We start from the raw sequence: 21,309 nt of genomic DNA, 5'->3' as shown, positions 1-21,309 counted from the left end.
TCTCTGCCGCAAATAAATAAAACAACGTTTCATTTTTATTGAATTCACATACCACTCTGCCTAAGATGCGCAAAGAATCCCCCAACCGGGGCGCGCACAACAATTTTGCAGAGAGGCCTGAGATGGACGTTCGTCAAAGCATTCACAGCGATCACGCCAAGCAGTTGGATACCGCCGCGCTTCGTCGCGAATTTCTGATTGAGAAAATCTTCGAAGCAGATACCTACACGCTGACCTACAGCCACATTGATCGCATCATTATCGGCGGTGTAATGCCGGTGAACAGTACCGTTAACTTCGGCGATGAGCTCGGCAAGCAGTTTGGCGTGAGCTACTTTCTTGAGCGACGCGAACTCGGCGTGATCAACGTAGGCGGGCCGGGCGTGATTGAGGTTGATGGCAAAACCTGGGAAATCGGCAATCAAGAAGCGCTGTATGTTGGCAAAGGTGCCCGCAACCTCAGTTTCCGCAGCGTCAATCCCGCTCAGCCCGCCAAGTTTTATTACAACAGTGCGCCCGCGCACAGCACCTTTCCTGATAAAAAAATCACGCTACAAGAAGCCTCGTCGACAACGTTAGGCGATGCAGCCACATCCAATCGCCGCACAATCAATAAATTCATCGTGCCCGATGTTTTACCCACCTGCCAACTGACCATGGGTTTAACCAAACTGGAAGAAGGCAGCTTGTGGAACACCATGCCATGTCACACTCATGAGCGCCGCATGGAAGTCTACTTCTACTTTGATATGAGCGAAGAAACTGCGGTGTTCCATATGATGGGCAAGCCGCAAGAGACACGCCATCTGTTGGTACACAATGAGCAAGCCGTCATCTCGCCTAGCTGGTCAATTCACGCTGGCGTGGGTACACAGCGCTATACCTTTATCTGGGGCATGGTGGGTGAAAATCAGGTCTTTGATGACATGGATCACGTCAAAATCAGCGAACTGCGTTAAGCAGAGGAGAAGCAAAATGATACTGAATGCATTTAATCTGGAAGGTAAAGTGGCGCTGGTAACCGGCTGCAACACCGGTTTAGGACAAGGAATGGCGCTTGGACTGGCGCAAGCAGGTTGCGATATCGTTGGTGTCAACCGTGCCGGTCCTGATGACACCCAAAGCAAAGTCGAAGCGCTGGGTCGCAAATTTTGGGCCGTGCAGGCCGATCTTACTCATCCTGAAGTGGTTTCTCAGGTTGTCGAAGAAGCCGTCGCCGCCGCCGGTAAAATTGACATTCTGGTAAACAATGCCGGCATTATCCGTCGCGAAGATGCGCTGAACTTCAGTGAAAAAGATTGGGATGATGTCATGAACATCAACAGCAAAAGCTTGTTCTTTCTCTCTCAGCAGGTAGCACGCCAGTTTATTGCCCAAGGTCACGGCGGCAAGATCATCAACATTGCCTCCATGCTCTCCTTCCAGGGCGGGATTCGCGTTCCTTCGTATACGGCTTCAAAAAGTGCAGTGATGGGTTTAACCCGCCTGATGGCCAATGAATGGGCAAAACACCACATCAATGTAAATGCCATCGCGCCGGGCTATATGGCGACCAATAATACCGAGCAGATACGTAACGACGAATCACGTAGCGAGGAAATTCTTGGCCGCATTCCAGCCGGACGCTGGGGTAATCCTGATGACATGATGGGACCGGTTGTTTTTCTCGCTTCTGCCGCCTCCGACTATATCAATGGGTATACCCTCGCCGTTGATGGAGGATGGCTGGCACGTTAATTATTTGGGCGGGCCACGTAACGTTGCCCGCTATAATTTGAAAAAAATTAACGCTTCGTTACAGCGTCACATGTTCTCATTTACTGGTTAAATCCCTATACTGGATGCATCGACAGTTTTTTGCAGCCAGGTTTTATCATGACGGGCGAAGGCCACATCATTTTTGCCATTGCCAGCGCTATATTCGCTAAACGCGCCGAACTCACGCCAGTGATGGCGGAAGCGGATTGGTGGCATTTGATCCCAGCAACGTTACTTACCTGCTTGCTGCCCGATATCGATCACCCTAAATCCCTGCTCGGCCAACGATTAAGATGGATTTCTCAGCCTATCGCACGCGTCTTTGGTCATCGCGGATTCACTCACAGCCTGCTGGCAGTCGCTGCGGCATTATGGTTGTTTCAAGTCAACGTTCCCAAAGATTGGCCGCTTCCGGCTGATGTGCTGCAAGGCATGACGCTGGGTTATCTCAGCCATATTGTGGCAGACATGCTTACACCTGCAGGTGTACCGCTATTGTGGCCCTGCCGCTGGCGTTTTCGCTTGCCGATTCTCAGAAGCCAAAAAGGCAATCAGCTGGAACGTGTTTTGTGCCTTGGCTTGGTGGGATATGCCCTGTGGTTTCCGGTCGGAATGCCTTCCTTTGGTGCAAACGGTTGGCCCAGCCAATTGTTTGATACGCTGCAAAATGGCGTCAGTCGCCTTATTTCTGCACAAAGCGCACAGTAAACAGACAAATCACGACATTAAGTTATAAAGCATTCCATTTGGATATAAGGCTGCACCACAACCTGCTGATACCATTCGGTCAGGCTTAATTCGTGATTAACATTATGCTGCATACCGCTTACTTTCTGCAGCATTACTCTGGAGTTTCAGTATGGACCTTCCTCTTATTCTCAATATTGTGGCTTTTGTGCTGCTACTGGCGCTGCTTTCGCGGTTCGGTCGCAATTCATGGAGCCTGTCGAAAAAAGTGCTGACCGGTTTAGTGATCGGTGTGCTTTTTGGTTTGGTATTACAGCTGATTTATGGTGAAAACAGCGCAACGCTGAAAACCTCCATTAGCTGGTTCAATATTGTCGGTAATGGTTATGTGCAGCTCCTGCAAATGATCGTCATGCCGTTGGTGTTTGTCTCCATTCTCAGCGCCGTGGCACGCCTGCATAACGCCTCGTCATTGGGTAAAATCAGCGTACTTACTATTGGTGTGCTGCTGTTTACTACGGCGATTTCAGCGTTGGTTGGCGTATTTGTTACCGGCCTGTTTGGCCTGAGCGCTGAAGGTTTAGTGCAAGGTGTGCAAGAAACCGCGCGCCTGAGTGCTATTCAAAGCAACTATGTTGGCAAGGTTTCCGATCTCAGCGTTCCACAACTGCTGCTCTCCTTTATCCCAAAAAATCCGTTTGCCGATCTGACAGGCGCAAACCCAACCTCGATCATCAGCGTGGTAATTTTTGCTGCTTTCCTCGGTGTAGCTGCACTGCAACTGCTGAAAGATGATGAAGTAAAAGGTCAGCGCGTGCTGGTGGCGATTGATACGCTGCAATCCTGGGTAATGAAGCTGGTGCGTCTTATCATGAAGCTGACGCCGTATGGCGTGCTGGCGTTGATGACCAAAGTGGTTGCCGGTTCGAACCTGCAAGACATTGTTAAACTCGGCAGCTTCGTGGTGGCCTCTTATCTGGGTCTGGCAATGATGTTTGCCGTGCATGCGCTCCTGCTGTCGGTAAATGGCATTAATCCGATGCGCTTCTTCCGAAAAGTTTGGCCGGTAATTACCTTTGCTTTTACCAGCCGCTCCAGCGCTGCCAGCATTCCATTAAGTGTTGAAACGCAGACGCGTCGCCTGGGTGTTCCTGAATCCATTGCCAGTTTTGCCGCCTCATTTGGTGCCACCATCGGTCAAAATGGGTGTGCTGGACTTTACCCAACCATGCTGGCGGTAATGGTGGCGCCTACCGTCGGTATCAACCCATTTGATCCACTGTGGATTGCGACGCTGGTTGGCATTGTTACGCTTAGCTCTGCAGGCGTAGCAGGCGTGGGTGGCGGTGCGACTTTTGCAGCGCTGATTGTGCTGCCTGCAATGGGCCTGCCGGTAACGTTGGTGGCGCTGCTAATCTCCATCGAACCGTTGATTGATATGGGCCGTACCGCCTTGAACGTGAATGGTTCAATGACAGCAGGCTCGTTGACCAGCCGCTGGTTAGGTTTAACAGACAAAAAAGTGTTGGAAAGCGACGAGCACGCCGAGCTGGCGCATCGCTAAATTCAGCCCAAAGCCTGGCGACTTTACGCCAGGCTTTCTTATCTTCCCGCAGAAAGTCCTCCACAATTTCTCGCCATCATGGCGGCCCCGTTAAGAAAGCGTTAAGCGTAGTAAGCAGGCGAAAAATCGCTGTTTTTCAGCTTGTCTTTACCCGCTAAAAAGAGAATCCTGCAGGCAGTCTTAGTAGGAGAATACGCATGAAAAAAGTTATCGCCTCGGTACTGGCGTTAACCCTGTTATCGCCTGTTTTTGCCTTTGCTCATCCTGGTGATTGGGGGCATGGGCCGGGCCCACATTGGGGAGGCGGAGGTCGACTGGGTTTCCTGCCTGACGCCGCTACCGCCGTATTGATTGGTGGACTCACCTATTACCTGCTCAATGGCAGTTACTATCAGCGACAGGGCGACAATTACGTTGTCGTTGAGCCTCCTGCTGAACCTTCCGGCGGCGGCATGCGCGTCCTGGACTTTAACGGCAAGCGGTTTTATGTGCAGGAAGGTCACTACTATCAGCGTGAAATCAACGGCGATTATGTTGAGGTCCCGCGCCCTTCGGGTTTATAACCCCGTAACGAAAAACGGCCCGTCATTGACGGGCCGTTTGTTTTCAATCTGCGATTACTGATTAGCTTGTGGGTCAGTATCGTACTCAGCACAGCTCTGGAAGCCATAATTCATAACGCGACCGGTATCGCTATAGCTCACGAAGTAGGTCTGCGGTTTTCCATCGCGCTCGCCCAGTACATAAGTCTGGCAAGTGCCGCGTGCATGAACCATCGTGATTTCAGTTGACGGCGTACCGGCGATTTGGCGAACCTGATCGCGCGTCATCCCTTTTTTAACATCCTTAACTACCGGCTTAGTCACGTAGCTTTCTGCGCGATCGTAAGTCGTACAACCAGACAGAGCAGCCAGCGTCAGCGCCGCAGCGATACATCCCATCACTTTATTCATCTTGTTGTTCCTCATTTTTTGTCCATGTCAGAGAAGCCTGGAACATAAATGCAGGTTTATCAAGTTTATGGCGAACTTTAAGTGCAGTCCGAAGCGTCAGGTTTTAGTAAAGAAAGCTGTTTTGACGTCAAGGCATCCGTATAATCGCCAGCGAGAATAAGCACTCTCAAAACTATTATTTGGAGTTGGCATGACTAAACAGCGTGAAGCCCGAGAAGAACGCCATCGTACCCGCAAGGATGAAATCATCTCAGCGGCGCGTCACTGCTTTCGCCAATTCGGTTTTCACGCGGCCAGTATGGCGCAGCTGGCAAGGGGGGCAAATCTCAGCGTCGGGCAAATTTATCGCTATTTTCCCAGCAAAGACGCGCTGATTGAAGAGATGGTAAAGCGCATAGTCGACAACAAAGTTGCGGCCATGAGCGACCATTTCGACGCCCAGCACATTGCAACCCTGCTTGCCTGTCGCATAACGCTAAGCGAGGAGGATGAAATGCTGATGCTGGAAGTGGCTGCCGAAGCGAGCCGCAATCCACGCGTGGCAGAAATACTGAGCGCTGCTGATGAGCGTATTTTCAGTAATGCCTGCCATAACATGCAGCTGAATCATCCGCAGCTTAATGAAGAGCAGATTACCGCTCGCGTTGAGGTACTGGCGGTGCTGGTTGAAGGTACCGCTTTTCGTCAGTTGACACCGCAGAAGGCGTCAGCCACCTCACTTCACTCCCTTTACCACGCCTTGATTCATCATATTGTTAAAAATTCAGAGGATAAATGACACCTGCACACTCTAACCGGCTGGTCTATGCCATCACGCTGGGATTACTGGCAGCACTTGGGCCGCTTTGTATCGATCTCTATTTACCTGCGTTGCCACAACTCGCGCACGATCTGAATACTGAAACCTCCACTGCACAACTCAGCCTGACAGCAGGTTTATTAGGGCTTGGCGCGGGACAACTTTTGTTTGGCCCGATGAGTGACAAATTTGGCCGCATTCGCCCACTGATGTTATCGCTGGTTCTGCTGTTTATCGCCTCGATAGGGTGCGCACTGGCACAGGATATTAACCAGCTTCTGCTGGCGCGCCTGTTCGAAGGATTAGCCGGTGCGGGCGGCGCAGTGTTATCACGTGCGGTGGCGCGTGATATGTACAGCGGGCACGAGCTTACTCGCTTCTTTGCTCTGCTAATGCTGGTTAACGGTCTGGCGCCCATCGCTGCGCCCGTGCTGGGTGGCGTGCTGATGACGGTGCTTAACTGGCGTGGCATTTTTGTGGTGCTGGGCTGCATCGCCGTGTTGCTGATCTTCCTCGCACGTTGGAAATTGCATGAAACGTTACCTGAAGAGCGCCGCAGTAAAGGATCCATCTTTTCAGCCTATGCCGCTTTAGGTCAGGTGATAACGCATCGTCCCTTTATGGGTTTTTGCCTGACCCAAGGCTTTATGATGTCAGGCATGTTTGCCTATATCGGCGCTTCACCTTTCGTCTTACAGCAAATTTACGGTTTATCGCCGCAGGCCTTCAGCTTCTGCTTCGCTGCCAATGGTGTCGGCCTGGTTATCGCCTCGCAAACCAGCGCCCGCCTCTGCCCGCTTTGGGGTGAATATCGCGTGCTGAAAGGCGGCTTGACGCTGGCCTTTGTCGCCTCAAGCCTGCTGTTGCTGGCCGCCCTCACCGCTGCGCCATTACCGCTGCTGCTGGTCGCGCTTTTCTTTACCATCGCCAGTAATGGTGTGATTGCGACCACGGCCTCTTCGTTGGCAATGCAGAGCCAGGGGCATCGTGCAGGCAGCGCATCGGCTGTTATTGGCGTCACGATGTTCAGTCTGGGCGCTTTGGCTGTGCCGATCACCGGTATCGGCGGAACCTCAGTCTTAAGCATGACGGCAACGATCTTTGGCTGCTTCATGTCGGCGATAGTGATGTTCACGCTGCTGGCAAAAAAACCTGAACCCAAGGTGAAAACTGCCTGATTTAGCAACGGTTAACCGAAAACATCCGTCGCTTTGACTTGTTGTTTTCGGTTATGCACGTTAGCTTTAATAGACAGTTCGCATCGTGCCGACAGGCTACTGACTTGAGGAGATGTTCATGTCACTGCAGCAGGAAATCATTGAAGCCCTTGGCGTTAAGCCAACAATCGACACTCAACAAGAGATTCGCACCAGTATCGATTTTCTCAAATCCTATCTTAAGCGCCATACAGGCTTAAAAACCTTGGTACTGGGTATAAGTGGCGGCCAGGATTCCACGCTCGCTGGTAAATTATCGCAGTTGGCTATCGCTGAGTTGCGTGAAGAAACAGGCGATAATGATTACACCTTTATCGCGGTGCGCTTGCCTTTTGGCGTGCAGGCGGATGAGCAGGATTGTCAGGATGCGTTGGCCTTCATTAAGCCAGATCGTTCGCTGGCGGTGAATATCAAGGAAGCGGTGCTTGCCAGTGAACGTGCATTGCAAGAGGCGGGCATTACGCTTTCCGACTTTATCCGTGGTAACGAGAAAGCGCGTGAGCGCATGAAAGCGCAGTACAGCATTGCGGGTATGACCAAAGGTGTTGTGGTCGGCACCGATCACGCCGCAGAAGCCGTAACCGGTTTCTTTACCAAGTACGGCGATGGCGGTACCGATATCAATCCTCTGTTCCGCCTCAATAAGCGTCAGGGTAAGCAGTTACTAAAAGAGCTGGGTTGCCCAGAGCATCTCTATTTGAAAAAGCCGACTGCAGATTTGGAAGACGATCGTCCTGGCCTGCAAGATGAAGTCGCGCTTGGTGTCACTTACGAGATGATTGATGATTATCTTGAAGGCAAAGAGGTTGCACCTGAAACTGCCCATATTATTGAAGGCTGGTATCTGAAAACCGAGCATAAACGTCGTCCACCGATCACCGTTTTCGACGATTTCTGGAAGTAAGCCCACCGATTTTCCCTGCCTGCGTGCAGGGGAAATACTCTCCACTCAGTCCTGTTGAGTCATCAATGCTAACCCCGCTTTCTCGTGCCACCCTGATTGGTTTTACCGCAATTTTGCTCTGGAGCACTACCGTTGGCCTGTTACGCAGTGTCAGTGAGGCTTTTGGTGCCACCGGTGGCGCCGCGTTAATTTATTCGACAACCGCATTATTACTCTGCTTCACACGCGGTATCCCCAACATTGGCGCTATGCCGAAAGCCTATTTATGGGGGGGTGGCGCGCTGTTTGTCGGTTATGAAATCAGTCTGGCATTAGCGATTGGCCTTGCCAGCAATCGCAACCAATCGCTGGAACTGGGGATGATCAACTATTTGTGGCCCTGTCTGACCATCATCCTGGCGATTCCCTTTAATCAGCAGCGTTTTCGCCTGTGGCTGTGGCCCGGATTAGCGCTCTCACTGCTGGGGATTATTTGGGTGATGAAAGGTCAAAGCGCAGGATCCCCCGTTTTGCTGTTGAACAATCTTTCAAGTAATCCGCTGGCTTACGCATTGGCCTTTATCGCGGCCATCGCTTGGGCGCTCTACAATAACATCACACGGCGTTATTCACGCGGAACCAACGGTGTGACGCTATTTTTTATGATGACCGCGCTGGCGCTGTGGCTGAAATATGTCTTTGATGCACAAAGCGCACCGCTGCACTTTGGCCTGCGCCCGCTGCTGGAGGTGCTGTTTATGGGAACGTCCACCGCCATTGCCTATTCTGCGTGGAATCACGGCATTCAGCATGGCAACCTCACGCTGCTGGCGACGGCGTCCTATTTCACACCCGTATTATCCGCCTCGCTGGCATCTTTGTGGCTGGGTTTAACGCCTGCGCTGGCTTTTTGGCAAGGCGTATTAATGATCACGCTGGGATCGATAGTCTGCTGGCTGGCAACGCGGCGACTTTAAGCCGCTGGCGAACATTTCACCGCCCTGTTAGACTGTATGGACAACCAGTAATTGGAGTTCATCTTGGTCCGACGTGCAGCAACGCACCGCCTCGAGTTCGACGCGGCTGCTATTTATCAATATCCCGAACACCTGCGTGAATGGCTGGAAGGCCTGCCGAATGTACCCGGCGTGTATACCTTTCATGGTGAAAGCGAAACGCTGCCACTCTACATCGGTAAAAGCGTTAATTTACGTTCACGCGTGATGTCCCATTTCCGAACGCCGGATGAAGCCAAAATGCTGCGTCAGTCGCGCCGCGTGACATGGATCCCCACCGCAGGCGATCTCGGCGCGCTGCTGCTTGAAGCGCAGATGATCAAAACCCAGCAGCCGCTGTTCAACAAACGCCTGCGAAAAAATCGTCAACTCTGCTCCTTGCAGATCACCGACGGTAAACCGCAGGTGGTGTATGCGCGTGAACTCGACTTTACCCAGTCACCGAATCTGTTTGGTCTCTATCGCAGCCGTTTTGCCGCACTGGAAAGGCTCAAACAACTGGCGGATGACTATCAACTCTGTCATGGATTATTGGGACTGGAAGCGCTTAGCGCCCAGCGCGGCTGCTTCCGCTCAGCGTTACGTAAGTGCGCGGGGGCGTGTTGCGGTAAAGAGCCGATCAGCGATCATCAAGATCGCCTGCTAACAGCACTGGAGAATGTCCGGGTGTTTTGCTGGCCATGGCAAGGTGCGGTGGGATTGGTCGAAACCGGTAAAAACATGACGCAGATTCACGTCATCGATCACTGGTTCTATCTGGGCTCGGTTACGACGCTGGAAGAAGCAAAGTTGCTGAAGCGTGCACCGGGTGGATTCGATCACGACGGCTACAAAATTCTCTGCCGCCCGGTTCTGTCGGGTGAATATCCGATTCATCCTCTGTAGCACGCCACTAAAAGCCCTGGCAAAACAAAACCGCCGACGCTGCCCACGACACGAATGAGGTGGACAACGTCGGCGGTCTCAAGACCTTAGAGTATCAGCGCCAATTACTCCGCTGGTGGTGGCGTCATTTTGCCGTCATGCGGGCCTTTCTCGGTCAAGTGCTTTTCAAAATTCGCGTTGTACTGTTTTTTCTGCTCAGGCGTCAACACGTTATAGAGTTTGTTCTGCGTTTCCATCATGGCAACCGCATTCTCTTTTGCATTGACGGTCATTTTATCAGCCTGCGCTTCAGCTTTGGCTTTATCGAAGCTATCAGCGGCGATCAGCGCATGATTAGCACGGCGCTCTTCCAGCGACGGACGCTTCATCTCTTTGCGGCTCTGTTTCATGATATCGCGCATCTCTGTTTTTTGCGCATCGGTCAGGTTCAGACCTTTAAACATCATGTTCATGCCATGGTGCATCGGCGGCTTATGCATTGGCTTTTCGCTACCGGCTGCCGGTGGTGGTGTCAGGTTGTCAGCCGCAGCGTGGACAGCGCTAGCTGCACCAAACGCCAGCGAAGAAGCCAGTAAAAGGGAAGTCAGTTTACGCATAATAGTGTCCTTATTATTCAGATTAATGACGACAGCGCTCTGTCGTGTCTTCGGAAACAAGCATACGACGCTGAACGTCAACTACTCAGAGGCTGAGTAAAGCCGTGAAAGCATAAAAGACAGAAATCCGGCAATCATGAAGAGAATGAGAAGAAATGCGTGAGGAATTGCAAAAGAGTATGAATTTACTGCGGAAACGCGAGAAATTAAGGAGGAGTGTAAGGGTTCTGGTAAGAAAGCGGAAGCAAAACTCCCGCGGTTTTAGGTCAAAAGAGCCCATTCTAGAGTGGCAGCGCCTGGGTCTGCTCGCCCTCTTCTATTAACATCAATCCTGCACGCAATCCCAGTGCGACATTGGGATTAGGAAACAAGACATATTCTCGTGCCTGCTGAACGTAGTAGCGCGTCTCGCCATCCTCCGCTAACAACGTCCCTTGTGGAAACGCCGTGAAGTTCAGCGTGTCGCTGCCCATATGCAAAACGAAACTTTCACTCTTGCGCGTAATCTGTTGCGCTACGCGATAATGTTTTGGTCGTTGCGTAATATCCGGTAAAGCCTCGCCATAAAGCAGTGCAGCCAATGCTTGCTGAGCAGCGGAGAACTGAGACAAATCATTCTTACCAAACGGCAGCGCTTTACCCAGCTCCAGCGTACAGCTGGCAGCCGCAAAATGTTCACAGCTAAAATGGGTAAACGTGCCAGCGGGAGCGCGATGAAATACCAATGCTTCCATACCCGCCGCTGCCAGCCAGTCGAGAAACGCCGGCGGCCATGGACGATCGCTCTGCGGCATCACGCCAAAGCGCGTGTGATATGAGCCGCGAATAGCGGTATGCAGGTCCAGATGCCAGCGCGTTTCGTCCACCTCACACGCTTGCCAGAACGTTTCCACCGCTTGTTCAAGATGCAAGACACGGTGCGCTTCATCCCCATCGACAATCTGCTGCCAGCGTCCGCCAAACAGGCGATTAATATCGTAATGCATGTAACGCTTACCGGCTTTTAACGCGATCGGATTGCCCAAGATCACTAACAGCCGCTGTTGCAGCGGTTTTTCGCCGTTTAATAACGGCAGCAACAGCTGATTAAGCATCTCCACCGGCGCGGTTTCATTACCGTGTATCCCTGCTGAAATCACCATTGCCTGAAGCGCTTTTTCTTTTGGCTCCATCAACAGAATGCCGTGGTCGAGCCATTGCCAGTGAAGGTGCGCGGTTTCACCTTTACGTTTGCGTGGCGCTCTACCGGACAGCGTCTGTTGTAAAAAATCCTGCATCGTTCCTCCTTATCGCGTGAAGTGAAGGGCAGCCGCAGCTGCCTGCACTTCACTGCTGAAATGCGTACACATTTCCTAAGTCTAGCAGCTTGGTCAACGCATCCAGCGCTTCACGTCCTTCACGCAGTAGTTGTGGGTCAGCAAGATCGGCTTGCGTCAGGCGATCACGGTAATAACGATCAATCCAGTTATTCAGCTCAGTAAACAGACGATCATTCATGAATACGGCTGGATTCACTGCCCGCTGTTCTTCCGGCGTCAGTACCACACGTAAACGAAGACACGCTGGGCCGCCGCCGTTTGCCATGCTTTCGCGCAGATCAAACACCTTAAGCGCCTGCAGCGGGCCGCCCTTTTCGACTTCCTCACAGAGGAAATCCCAGACGCGGGCATGTTGGCGTGACTCTTCAGGTAAAACCAGCATCATGCTGCCATCAGGCCGGCTAAGCAGCTGGCTGTTAAACAGATAGGTGTTCACCGCTTCCTGCACGCTAACCCGATTTTCTGGCACTTCAATCGCAACAAAACCGGGCACGCGCTGTTTCAGCTGTGCCAGCAACGCGGCCTGCTCTACGAATGCATGCTGATGGCAAAACAGGACGTTTTGATTACTGACCGCAATAACATCGTTGTGAAAAACGCCCTGATCGATCACTGCCGGGTTTTGCTGAGCAAAGAGCAGCTGATCAGCGGAAAGCTGGTGCAAGCGCGCCACCGCTTCGCTGGCTTCACGGGTTTGTCGTGCGGGAAAACGGTGAGGCGATGTCGCCTCGCGGCTGGCTTCGCGTCCATAAACAAACAGCTGTACACCCGCCTCGCCATAATCACCGCCAAAGCGATTGTGGTTGGCCGCCCCTTCATCACCAAACATTGAAACTTGCGGCAGCGCGTCATGCACGCTGAAGTGCTGCGGATCGCGAAAGATGGCCTGAAGCAATTGCGCCGTTTCTGGGGCTTCAATTGCCCGGTGAAATTTATTGTTGAGGTTGGCAACCGTAAAATGCACCCGGCGATCGGCGCTGTCCGCTGAAGGGGAAACCGTTGCCGCATTCGCCACCCACATTGCCGAGGCGGAACTGGCAGAAGACAATAAACCCGGCGCCGTCTGCGCGGCGTTAGCCAGCACCTGCTCATCGCTGCCGCTGAAACCCAGCTGGCGTAGCAAAGGCAGATTAGGACGCTCATGCGGCGGAATCACGCCTTGCACAAATCCCATGTCTGCCAGCGCTTTCATTTTCAGCACGCCCTGTTTGGCTGCCAGCCGTGGATTAGAAGGCTGGAGCTGATTACGCGTTGAAGCGACGTTGCCAAACGACAAACCGGCGTAATGGTGAGTTAACCCCACCAATCCGTCAAAGTTAGCTTCTTGCGCTTTCATTTTGTCGCTCCTGAGAAATCCAGACCCGGCGATAAAGCGGCAGGCAGCGTGAGATCGGGCGTTTCCAGCGAAGCCATTGGCCAGGCACAATAATCGGCGGCATACCAGGCGCTGGCTCGATGATTACCAGAGGCACCAATGCCGCCGAATGGCGCCGTACTGGCAGCACCGGTTAACGGTTTATTCCAGTTCACAATCCCGGCGCGCGCTTCCAGTAGCAGCTGATCGAAATGCGCACGTGAAGGCGAGATTAAACCGCATGACAAACCGTACCGCGTCTGATTTGCGAGCCGAATAGCCTGGTCATAATCGTCATAGCGAATAACGCCCAGCAATGGACCAAACACCTCTTCATCGGGCAGGTTTTGGACCTCGGTAAGATCGATAATGCCTGGTGTGAGCAGCGCGCGTTGGCGATCGGGCCAACGCATTTCCAGCAGCACGTTACCGCCTGCGTTCACCCGCTGCTGCCATTCATGGAATATTTTCTCTGCCGCGCTGCAAGAGATCACGCTGCCCATAAAGGGCTGTGGCTCGGCATCCCAAGCGCCCGGCTGTAAGCGTGCACTAACTTCAACCAGACGTTGCAGGAAAGCATCTCCCGCCGCTCCCCGCTTTACCAGCAGGCGGCGAGCGCAGGTACAGCGTTGACCCGCAGTGATAAACGCTGATTGCAACGCAACATGCACTGCGGCATCAATATCTGCAGGATCTTCGACGATCAGCGCATTATTGCCGCCCATCTCCAGCGCCAGCATTTTCTCAGGCTGTCCGCCAAACTGTCGATGTAATTGATACCCGGTGTTGGCGCTGCCGGTAAACAGTAATCCATCAATTTGGCTATCCGACGCCAATGCCTGTCCGGTTTCGCGTGCGCCTTGCAACAGCGCCAACACGCCTGCAGGCAAACCGGCTGCCAGCCATAAGCGCACGGTTTTCTCTGCCGTCAGTGGCGTAAGTTCGCTGGGTTTAAACACCACACAGTTGCCTGCCAGTAAAGCGGGCACAATATGTCCGTTCGGCAGATGGCCCGGAAAATTGTACGGCCCAAATACCGCTAACACGCCGTGTGGACGGTGGCGCAGCGAGCTTTCGCCATCGGCTTGTTCACCCGTGCGCGTATGGTAGGCTTTGATGGAAATTGCGATTTTATTGATCATCGCCCCAACCTCGGTCAACGCTTCCCAGCGCGGCTTACCGGTTTCGCGCGCAATGGTTTCTGCCAGCTCAACTTTGTTGGCTTCAAGCTGGGCGGCAAATTTTTCAACGTACACTTGGCGTTGCGCAAAAGGTAACTTCGCCCACGCAGGAAAGGCTGCGCGGGCAGCTTCACACGCTGCCTCAACCTGTTGTGCTGACGCAGCCTGACCTTGCCACAGCGTTTCGCCGCTGACCGGATCCTGTTTAGTCAGGGTTTCAGCGCTACCGGCCAACCATTCGCCTTTAATCATCTGCGTCATGCTGTTTTCTCCTCGCGGTTCTTATTTTCATTGAAAAGTGTCACTACGCGCAGGCTATCACCCGGCTGACATTTCAATGCCTGCATCTGTGCATCCGTTAATTGCACGCTGCCGCTTTCAGGATCGACCGGCAAGAGCGCCACGCGAAACTGGCGATACTGGCTGTTCGCTACCAGGCAGAGTGGACCCTCCGCCTCGGTTTTACCCTTTACGACATTCACTACACGGCTTTTGCGCACCGCGCGAATGCGATCGATATCGCATTCCAGCGTTGGGCCACCATCAAAGATGTCGATATAGTTCAGGTAACGGAAACCTTCCGCTTCCAGCACCGCGCGCGCGGGGGCGGTTTTAGGGTGAACTTCGCCAATTACCGCCTGCGCCTCTTCGGTCAGGTAATGAATGTAAAGCGGATGTTTCGGCATCAGCTCGGCAATAAACGCCTTCTGACCGGTGCCGCTGAGAAAATCAGCCTGGCTAAATTCCATGGAAAAAAAGCGGCTACCCACGCTGTCCCAGAAGGGTGAATGCCCTGTTTCATCGCTGACGCCACGCATCTCTGCCACGACCCGATCCATAAAGCGATCGCGGAAACTGGCCATAAACAGAAAGCGCGATTTAGACAGCAGATAGCCATTTTTGCCGTCGCGGTAGTCGGGATCGAGAAACAGGGTGCAAAGCTCGCTGCTGCCGGTGTGATCGTTGCTTAAATAGAGCGTGGGTAACGCTGCATAGACGTTGAGTTCTTTGGAGGCATGCACATGCGTGCCAACGCGAAAGTTGTACCAAGGATCTTGTAAACCCACCGCCACTTCAATGGCGCAAATGCCGACCGCGCGATTGTCTTCGCTATCCGCCAGGACAAACACATAGCCTTGCTCGGCGCGCGGCAAGCTGCCATCCCAGGTTTGTAGCGAACGTTCGATACGTGCTTGTAAGGTGGCGCTGTCAACGGGCAGCGAGGTTAGCCCGCCACCGGTTTTGCCCGCCAGCGCCATTAACTGGCTTAAATCATCCCGTTCAACCGGACGAATAACCATCATGACGATGTTCCTCGCGCAAAGGATTCACACGCCTCGGCAAAACGTGCCATACCTGTTCTGAGTTCTTGCTCGCTGATATTCAGTGCAGGGGCGAAACGCACTACATTTGCCCCGGCGATCAACACCATGACGCCCATCTCAGCCGCAGCAAGATTGATCTGTTTTGCCTTACCGGCAAAGTCATCACTCAATACCGCGCCAATCAGCAGTCCGAGTCCCCGTACCTGTTTAAACAGATGTAAACGCTGATTCAGCTCATCCAGCGCCTCAACAATCCAGGTATGTCGTTGTGCCACGCCCGCCATCATTTCTGGCTGATTGATCAGTTCCATGACTTTGCCTGCGACCGCGCCCGCCAGCGGATTGCCGCCGTAAGTCGTGCCGTGCGTGCCCACGCCCATGACCAAGGCTAAATCTTCACGCGTCAACATGGCACCAATTGGGAATCCGCCGCCAAGCGCTTTGGCGCTGGTTAATACGTCCGGCGTGATGCCGTAATGCATATAGGCATAAAGTGAACCCGTGCGGCCCACGCCACTCTGCACTTCATCAAAAATCAGCAGCGCCTGATGTTTGTCACACAACTCGCGCAAGCCGCGCAGGAAAGCGGGCTCGGCCGGTAATACACCGCCTTCACCCTGAATAGGCTCAACAATCACTGCACAGGTATTTTCGTTGATCAGCGCGGCGGCGGCTTCAAGATCGTTGAACGCAGCATGCTGAATATCGGGCGGCAGCGGCGCAAAATCTTTTGAATAGGCAGGTTGACCACCCGCAGAGACAGTAAATAAGGTGCGACCATGAAAGGCGTTAGTGAAGGCGACAATGCCGCTTTTATGCGCACCAAAGCGATCGTGCGCAACTTTACGGGCCAGCTTTAATGCGGCCTCATTGGCTTCCGCGCCTGAGTTACAGAAAAAGACCCGATCGGCAAAAGTGGCATCAATCAACTGTTTTGCCAGACGCAGAATCGGTTCGTTGGTATAGCCATTACCAGTGTGCCATAGGCGAGCGGCCTGATCTTGCAACGCCTGTTGCAGAGCAGGATGCGCGTGGCCCAATGCGTTAACGGCAATGCCCCCCGCAAAATCGATATAATCTTTTCCATTTTGATCCCAAACCGTTGAGCCTTCGGCACGCACCGGCACAAAAGCGGCAGGCGCATAAACCGGCATCATCCATTGATCAAAGTCGTGACGTGAAACGTGCAGTGACATAACTCTCTCTCCTGCTTTCCCGGCTGGGTAAAGCTATTGTTTTAAAGTTGTTAAATTCTTGATTAACGCTGCTCTACTCTAGATTGCAGATAGCGTGCCAGCCAAGGACAAAAATGCATAAAACGTTTTGACTTACCAAATATCAATGAGTTAAGTGCGAGCACCATTCACTTTATTTGCATAATTAGTGAATAATTATCTTAACGAGGCGCTTGCGCCGAGTATTAAATAGCGGAATTATGCATTTGCGCTATGAAATATCGCTTTTGTGATCGCTGATAAATTAATTGTCCAAAAACGGGCATCTGCTGCCCAATTTGAGGGCAATTTGCGCATTTGCAGTGCAAGCGAGGAATCACGTGAATTAAAGAAAGGGGCAAACGGGGAAATAAGGGATAAACAAGCCAGGTTTTTATTATCTATATTAAACAGAATTTAAACAAAGCGAAATTTAGCATGCATTTTAATCATCAATAAAACGCACTGTGCGTTATTCCACATCTATTTCTAACGTTATTATAAAAGCAGAAATATCTTGTCTTGCTGTGTAAAAAACAAACATGATCAGGCTAATCATTAGATATGGAAATGCTTTTATTTGATAATGACGCCTGATCATATTGCTATAACACTTTTTTTGTTCTACTCATTACCCGAACAACTTACTTGAATGGAATTAAGTCCATTTAAATCATTAAATGATTGATCTTTAAGTATAATAAAACAGAACCGGAGATTTATCTTTCATATGAAAATCTAATCTCTTTAAGGAAAAATAAACCTTAAATATGCGTTTTTGTGATAACAAAGATTAAATATACATTTTGTTACAGTTATTACGCTAGGATGAATTATCTTTCTGTGTCATTTTCTTTTCACCCCTTCTCTGGGGGATAATAATTAATTGATACAGGTAAATATTAAAATGATGAAGCGCTCTTTACTGGCGGCTGTAATGCCGTTATTGATCAGTATCTCCACTGCTCAAGCAGCAGAAATTTATAATAAAGACGGTAATAAGCTCGATTTAGTGGGCAAGATTAACGTTTCTCACCTGTTTTCTGATGATGACAGTAACAATGGCGATACATCGTCCTATGCGCGCTTTGGTTTCAAAGGTGAAACGAAAATCACCGATCAGTTAACCGGTTACGGATTTTGGCAATATCAATACAGTTTGCGCAACTCTGAAGGCAGCGATGCACAAACCGGTAACCGTACGCGTCTTGGCTACGCGGGCCTGAAATTTGGCCAGGCGGGATCGCTGGATTATGGCCGTAACTACGGTCTGGTTTATGACGCGCTGGCTAACACCGACATGTTGCCATTCTTTGGGGGCGATTCCGGTTATACCGACGCCTTCTTGTCTGGCCGTTCAACGGGCGTGCTGACTTGGCGTAACAAAGATTTCTTTGGTCTGGTTGATGGCCTGAATATCGCCGCCCAGTATCAAGGGAAAAACGATCGTAGCGGCAATACCGACGGCGTGCGCCGTTCAAACGGTGATGGCTATGCGCTGTCTGCGACCTACGACTTTGATTTTGGTTTGAGCTTCGCCGGCGCATTTGCCAGCCTTGATCGTACTGAAACCCAGAATGCTGCCGCACGCGGTGAAGGCGAGAAAGCACAACATTGGGCAACAAGCGTGAAATATGACGCCAACCAGATCTATCTGGCAGCAATGTACGGCGAAACGCTGAATGCCACACCAATTTCTGGTGGTTTTGCTAATAAAGCGCAGAACTTTGAAGCCGTTGCGCAGTATCAGTTCCTGAACGGCATTCGTCCTTCTGTCGGCTACGTTTCGTCAAAAGGTAAAGAGATCGAGAACATTGGTGATGCTGACATCATCAAATATACCTCTGTGGGTGCGACCTATTACTTCAACAAAAACATGTCGGTCTACGGTGAATACCGCATCAACCTGTTGAAAGATGATAACGCACTCGGCTTGGCGACCGACGATATCACTGCACTTGGCTTGATCTACCAGTTCTAATCGCCCTGCCCTCACTTAACGGCCCGGCCTGTGTCTTCCGGGCCGTTTTCTTTTTATGTCAGGCGATAATATTTATCCGGCTGCATGGGCAGCGGCAAGTCGGATTCACCCGCCATCTCGCGCAGATTGATCTCAATATTGGTGCAGATAGCATCCATCGGCAGGTGGTTGTTTTCATACCCGAACGGCATTTCCAGCTCTTCCGCCAGCGTATCCAGTGAGAGAAAGGTATAGGCGATAAACATCGAAACCAGCGGCGTCATCGCATGCAGATCGGGTGCCAACGCAAACGGTAGCAAGGTACAGAAAAAATAGACTGTGCGGTGCAGCAGCAGGCCGTAAGCAAAAGGCACCGGCATGCTGGCAAGACGTTCACAACCGCCCAATACTGCGGCAAGCTGGTTGAGGTTATTGTCGATATTGCCCCAGACAACATCGCTGATATTTCCCTGACGACGCTGCTCTGCCAGCCAGTGTGAGAGCTGCAACTGCAACACGTTTGCAGGTGAATGCCGCTGAAGTAACCCTTCCGCTTCATCCCCTAATAAACGCGTTAAATCTTCACGCGCATCGGTGCGACGAAGCTGATGTTTAAGGCTGGCGCAAAATGCCAGTAACAGCCTTTGTACTCGCGGCGCATCAGCGGGGCAAACCGCCATCACCTGACGCTGAAGAGTACGACAGGCGATAAGCAAGGCACCTAAAAAATGGCGCGCTTCACTAAAGCGGGCAAAACAGACGCTGTTGCGAAAACCGAGAAACACCGCGATAGACACCCCCAACAAACTAAACGGCGCCAGAGTGAGTTTAATGCCCAGCGTTTCATACCAATTCAGTGATGCCAGCGCGATCAGTGACATCATTAAATTCAGCGATAAGCGAAACAAAATATCAGGCAGCACAGAGCCGTGCCAGGCGAACAAACGAACGAACCAGTGGCGTTGCGGACGAAGGATCATGGTGAGCAGGTGTATAAGAATTTTCGCTGATTCTGCGAGTTTCCTTAAAAATTTTCCACTGGAAAAGTGTGACAATTGTCACACTTTTTCGCGTTGGATCAGAGACTCATCGCTGGGCTCTTTTCGGTGGGTGCCATCAAATCGTAGCGATCATCCTGCTGCTCGCGCACAGCCATGGGCGGCTGAAGTTTAAGGGTGATCCAGTTGGACGTGACACGTTGCTGCTTGGTGTCTTCCAACGTCACGGACAAGCGATATTCGTTCGTCGCATCGGGGGAATTGTCCCATGGCGGCAGAATGACGCTCCAGCCTTGTGGATCATTATTATCTGATGACGGTGTCAAACTCAGCGCCTGGGTATCACCTTGCCAGCTCACAGCTTTGATTGCGTTGCTGGCGCGAATTTGCAACTTGAGCGGCAGGCTTTCGCCGCCGTTTAGCTGCCAGGGCGGCGTAGCAAGAAAAACGGATAAGTTTTTACGCTGACGGAACGACAGCACCGGCGTGTCACTGCGTGTTACATTGTCGTAGCGGCTTCCCCGCAGCGAGTGCGCAGCCGCGACGTTATTGGCATTGAGTTGTTGACTCAACGCCACGCCAAAACGGTAATTCAGTTTAAGGCCGAGTTGTTCCTGGCTCTCGCCCGCGCTGCTGGTTTTATGCGTAGCAGAAAAGGTCACCAGCGGCACCGGAGTGTATGAGAGGCCAAACGTCATCGCTGAAGGGTTGTGATAGCGGTTGCCGCTGTTAAACAGATCGACATTTTGCCCCAAATATTGCTGCCAGCTCAAAGACATACCCACCTGACGATAAAACGGCAGGTAGCTTTGTGTGGTAATGTCATAACCGCGCGCCATACGCTGCTGCTGGTTATCGCCGAGGTTTTTCCAACCCGAAAGCGGATGATAATAGTTAGCTGAAAAGCGCAGATTATCACTCCACGCTTCCGTACCCACGGAAGCGCGCTGTAAACCGCTGCTGAAAATGCGATCGATAAACGTGTTGTAACCGAGTAACCACTGCCCCGCTTCCCAACGCTGCCCCAAACCCGCATTCCCGACTAATCCGTCGGAAGTATCGTGTAGGCCAACCTGGCTGAACGTAAGATAGCTGTTTTCATCTGCTAACGCGCTGAACAGATCGCCACCCGTGCCGGTGAAGTTGCCATCCATGTCGACCATGAGATCCAGGGTCGCATTGCCATAAGGAGAAAGCAGCGACTGTCCTTCGTTCTCAACGCGATCCGCCACTTCATCACGTAGATGGTTAAACGCCCATACGCCAGCTTGCTGACCAAATGAAGCCTCACTGCTGCTGTTTTGACTGGCTTCACCAATGCTTTTCGCTACCGAAGCGAGCTTTTTGCTCCACTCCTCGCTGTTATCGTAATTGCCCAGCGAGGGCAGATTCTCCAGCGATTGGCGGAAACGGGCGGGATCGTCAAACGGCGCTTCTGCTACCCGAGTTTCGGGTTGTAGCGCAGCAGCAGGCGCAGTGGAGACGATTGTCGAGGCCACCAAACAGAATGTCAGCGATTTTCGTTTCAATAAGGTTGAAGACATAAGCAATGAGGTCGTTTTTGGGTCTTAAGGTGGAAGAATTTACACAACCAAGTGAG

At 51.9% G+C, this 21,309-nt stretch carries 20 protein-coding genes; 11 read left to right on the top strand and 9 right to left on the bottom strand.

Going from position 1 to position 21,309, the window contains the following annotated elements; genetic code table 11:
* Positions 1-122 precede the first annotated feature (122 nt).
* The 5 genes from kduI to SC127_RS20365 all read left to right on the top strand — a co-directional run bounded on the left by kduI (position 123) and on the right by SC127_RS20365 (position 4,572).
* On the top strand, positions 123-959 hold the full coding sequence (kduI, locus tag SC127_RS20385) for a 5-dehydro-4-deoxy-D-glucuronate isomerase (RefSeq protein ID WP_332627754.1): 837 nt from the start codon (positions 123-125) through the stop codon (positions 957-959).
* 16 nt (positions 960-975) lie between these two features.
* Positions 976-1,737, top strand: a complete 762-nt coding sequence (gene kduD, locus SC127_RS20380; RefSeq protein ID WP_243078080.1) for a 2-dehydro-3-deoxy-D-gluconate 5-dehydrogenase KduD — start codon at positions 976-978, stop codon at positions 1,735-1,737.
* A 138-nt stretch (positions 1,738-1,875) separates the two neighbouring features.
* On the top strand, positions 1,876-2,466 hold the full coding sequence (locus tag SC127_RS20375) for a metal-dependent hydrolase (protein WP_243078081.1): 591 nt from the start codon (positions 1,876-1,878) through the stop codon (positions 2,464-2,466).
* Positions 2,467-2,617: 151 nt separating this feature from the next.
* Positions 2,618-4,009: an L-cystine transporter gene (locus SC127_RS20370; RefSeq protein ID WP_215846957.1), complete on the top strand. Its 1,392-nt coding sequence runs from the start codon at positions 2,618-2,620 to the stop codon at positions 4,007-4,009.
* Between the two features lie 197 nt (positions 4,010-4,206).
* Positions 4,207-4,572, top strand: coding sequence for a DUF6515 family protein (locus SC127_RS20365; RefSeq protein ID WP_332627751.1), 366 nt, complete (start codon positions 4,207-4,209; stop codon positions 4,570-4,572).
* A gap of 54 nt (positions 4,573-4,626) precedes the next feature.
* Here the strand turns inward: SC127_RS20365 and osmE are convergent, their stop codons facing one another.
* Positions 4,627-4,962 carry an osmotically-inducible lipoprotein OsmE gene (osmE, locus tag SC127_RS20360; RefSeq protein ID WP_215846959.1) on the bottom strand — a complete coding sequence of 112 codons (336 nt, stop codon included), beginning with the start codon at positions 4,960-4,962 and terminating at the stop codon, positions 4,627-4,629.
* 190 nt (positions 4,963-5,152) lie between these two features.
* On the opposite strand from osmE, the gene SC127_RS20355 reads away from it, so the two are divergent.
* From SC127_RS20355 to cho, 5 genes are all read left to right on the top strand, one after another.
* Positions 5,153-5,740, top strand: a complete 588-nt coding sequence (locus SC127_RS20355) for a TetR/AcrR family transcriptional regulator (RefSeq protein ID WP_215846960.1) — start codon at positions 5,153-5,155, stop codon at positions 5,738-5,740.
* On the top strand, positions 5,737-6,939 hold the full coding sequence (locus tag SC127_RS20350) for a multidrug effflux MFS transporter (RefSeq protein WP_243078083.1): 1,203 nt from the start codon (positions 5,737-5,739) through the stop codon (positions 6,937-6,939). Before SC127_RS20355 ends, SC127_RS20350 begins: the two co-directional genes overlap by 4 nt.
* A 118-nt stretch (positions 6,940-7,057) precedes the next feature.
* On the top strand, positions 7,058-7,882 hold the full coding sequence (gene nadE / locus SC127_RS20345; RefSeq protein ID WP_215846962.1) for an ammonia-dependent NAD(+) synthetase: 825 nt from the start codon (positions 7,058-7,060) through the stop codon (positions 7,880-7,882).
* A 65-nt stretch (positions 7,883-7,947) separates the two neighbouring features.
* Positions 7,948-8,838: an aromatic amino acid DMT transporter YddG gene (gene yddG / locus SC127_RS20340; protein WP_332627747.1), complete on the top strand. Its 891-nt coding sequence runs from the start codon at positions 7,948-7,950 to the stop codon at positions 8,836-8,838.
* Positions 8,839-8,901: 63 nt separating this feature from the next.
* Positions 8,902-9,762 (top strand): excinuclease Cho, encoded by an 861-nt coding sequence (gene cho / locus SC127_RS20335; RefSeq protein WP_215846963.1) that lies wholly within the window; start codon positions 8,902-8,904, stop codon positions 9,760-9,762.
* 104 nt (positions 9,763-9,866) lie between these two features.
* Here cho and spy read toward each other — a convergent pair whose 3' ends face one another.
* From spy to SC127_RS20305, 6 genes are all read right to left on the bottom strand, one after another.
* Positions 9,867-10,358: an ATP-independent periplasmic protein-refolding chaperone Spy gene (gene spy / locus SC127_RS20330; protein ID WP_243078086.1), complete on the bottom strand. Its 492-nt coding sequence runs from the start codon at positions 10,356-10,358 to the stop codon at positions 9,867-9,869.
* A gap of 281 nt (positions 10,359-10,639) precedes the next feature.
* The gene (gene astE, locus SC127_RS20325; protein WP_215846964.1) at positions 10,640-11,635 is read right to left on the bottom strand and encodes a succinylglutamate desuccinylase; all 996 of its coding nucleotides are present in this window, start codon (positions 11,633-11,635) and stop codon (positions 10,640-10,642) included.
* A 49-nt stretch (positions 11,636-11,684) separates the two neighbouring features.
* Entirely contained in the window at positions 11,685-13,013 is a 1,329-nt protein-coding gene (gene astB, locus SC127_RS20320; RefSeq protein ID WP_332627745.1) for an N-succinylarginine dihydrolase, read from the bottom strand.
* Entirely contained in the window at positions 13,010-14,473 is a 1,464-nt protein-coding gene (gene astD / locus SC127_RS20315) for a succinylglutamate-semialdehyde dehydrogenase (protein ID WP_332627743.1), read from the bottom strand. Before astD ends, astB begins: the two co-directional genes overlap by 4 nt.
* Positions 14,470-15,516 carry an arginine N-succinyltransferase gene (astA, locus tag SC127_RS20310; protein ID WP_243078089.1) on the bottom strand — a complete coding sequence of 349 codons (1,047 nt, stop codon included), beginning with the start codon at positions 15,514-15,516 and terminating at the stop codon, positions 14,470-14,472. The genes astD and astA overlap by 4 nt, the downstream gene beginning before the upstream one ends.
* Positions 15,513-16,733, bottom strand: a complete 1,221-nt coding sequence (locus SC127_RS20305; RefSeq protein WP_243078090.1) for an aspartate aminotransferase family protein — start codon at positions 16,731-16,733, stop codon at positions 15,513-15,515. The genes astA and SC127_RS20305 overlap by 4 nt, the downstream gene beginning before the upstream one ends.
* Before the next feature lie 925 nt (positions 16,734-17,658).
* On the opposite strand from SC127_RS20305, the gene SC127_RS20300 reads away from it, so the two are divergent.
* Complete coding sequence (locus tag SC127_RS20300) at positions 17,659-18,732, top strand: porin (RefSeq protein ID WP_305798589.1); 1,074 nt, start codon at positions 17,659-17,661, stop codon at positions 18,730-18,732.
* Positions 18,733-18,785: 53 nt separating this feature from the next.
* On the opposite strand, the gene SC127_RS20295 is transcribed toward SC127_RS20300, so the two are convergent.
* On the bottom strand, positions 18,786-19,691 hold the full coding sequence (locus SC127_RS20295; protein ID WP_215846966.1) for a bestrophin family protein: 906 nt from the start codon (positions 19,689-19,691) through the stop codon (positions 18,786-18,788).
* Positions 19,692-19,789: 98 nt separating this feature from the next.
* Positions 19,790-21,253, bottom strand: a complete 1,464-nt coding sequence (locus SC127_RS20290) for a YchO/YchP family invasin (protein WP_332627737.1) — start codon at positions 21,251-21,253, stop codon at positions 19,790-19,792.
* Between the last annotated feature and the right edge of the window lie 56 nt (positions 21,254-21,309).

The sequence above is a fragment of the Pantoea sp. T14 genome (genome assembly GCF_036663535.1).
In the GTDB taxonomy this organism is placed as follows: Bacteria; Pseudomonadota; Gammaproteobacteria; order Enterobacterales; family Enterobacteriaceae; genus Pantoea; species Pantoea phytostimulans.
This window is presented reverse-complemented; position numbering and strand designations above follow the sequence as displayed.

Excerpts from the sequence above, each read along its gene's own strand:
- nadE (WP_215846962.1), top strand. The coding sequence starts at position 7,058 with ATGTCACTGCAGCAGGAAATCATTGAAGCCCTTGGCGTTAAGCCAACA.
- SC127_RS20375 (WP_243078081.1), top strand. The coding sequence starts at position 1,876 with ATGACGGGCGAAGGCCACATCATTTTTGCCATTGCCAGCGCTATATTC.
- spy (WP_243078086.1), bottom strand. The coding sequence starts at position 10,358 with ATGCGTAAACTGACTTCCCTTTTACTGGCTTCTTCGCTGGCGTTTGGT.
- astB (WP_332627745.1), bottom strand. The coding sequence starts at position 13,013 with ATGAAAGCGCAAGAAGCTAACTTTGACGGATTGGTGGGGTTAACTCAC.
- SC127_RS20290 (WP_332627737.1), bottom strand. The coding sequence starts at position 21,253 with ATGTCTTCAACCTTATTGAAACGAAAATCGCTGACATTCTGTTTGGTG.
- kduI (WP_332627754.1), top strand. The coding sequence starts at position 123 with ATGGACGTTCGTCAAAGCATTCACAGCGATCACGCCAAGCAGTTGGAT.
- SC127_RS20355 (WP_215846960.1), top strand. The coding sequence starts at position 5,153 with ATGACTAAACAGCGTGAAGCCCGAGAAGAACGCCATCGTACCCGCAAG.
- yddG (WP_332627747.1), top strand. The coding sequence starts at position 7,948 with ATGCTAACCCCGCTTTCTCGTGCCACCCTGATTGGTTTTACCGCAATT.
- SC127_RS20350 (WP_243078083.1), top strand. The coding sequence starts at position 5,737 with ATGACACCTGCACACTCTAACCGGCTGGTCTATGCCATCACGCTGGGA.
- SC127_RS20295 (WP_215846966.1), bottom strand. The coding sequence starts at position 19,691 with ATGATCCTTCGTCCGCAACGCCACTGGTTCGTTCGTTTGTTCGCCTGG.
- SC127_RS20370 (WP_215846957.1), top strand. The coding sequence starts at position 2,618 with ATGGACCTTCCTCTTATTCTCAATATTGTGGCTTTTGTGCTGCTACTG.
- astA (WP_243078089.1), bottom strand. The coding sequence starts at position 15,516 with ATGATGGTTATTCGTCCGGTTGAACGGGATGATTTAAGCCAGTTAATG.
- SC127_RS20305 (WP_243078090.1), bottom strand. The coding sequence starts at position 16,733 with ATGTCACTGCACGTTTCACGTCACGACTTTGATCAATGGATGATGCCG.
- osmE (WP_215846959.1), bottom strand. The coding sequence starts at position 4,962 with ATGAATAAAGTGATGGGATGTATCGCTGCGGCGCTGACGCTGGCTGCT.
- SC127_RS20365 (WP_332627751.1), top strand. The coding sequence starts at position 4,207 with ATGAAAAAAGTTATCGCCTCGGTACTGGCGTTAACCCTGTTATCGCCT.
- SC127_RS20300 (WP_305798589.1), top strand. The coding sequence starts at position 17,659 with ATGATGAAGCGCTCTTTACTGGCGGCTGTAATGCCGTTATTGATCAGT.
- astE (WP_215846964.1), bottom strand. The coding sequence starts at position 11,635 with ATGCAGGATTTTTTACAACAGACGCTGTCCGGTAGAGCGCCACGCAAA.
- astD (WP_332627743.1), bottom strand. The coding sequence starts at position 14,473 with ATGACGCAGATGATTAAAGGCGAATGGTTGGCCGGTAGCGCTGAAACC.
- kduD (WP_243078080.1), top strand. The coding sequence starts at position 976 with ATGATACTGAATGCATTTAATCTGGAAGGTAAAGTGGCGCTGGTAACC.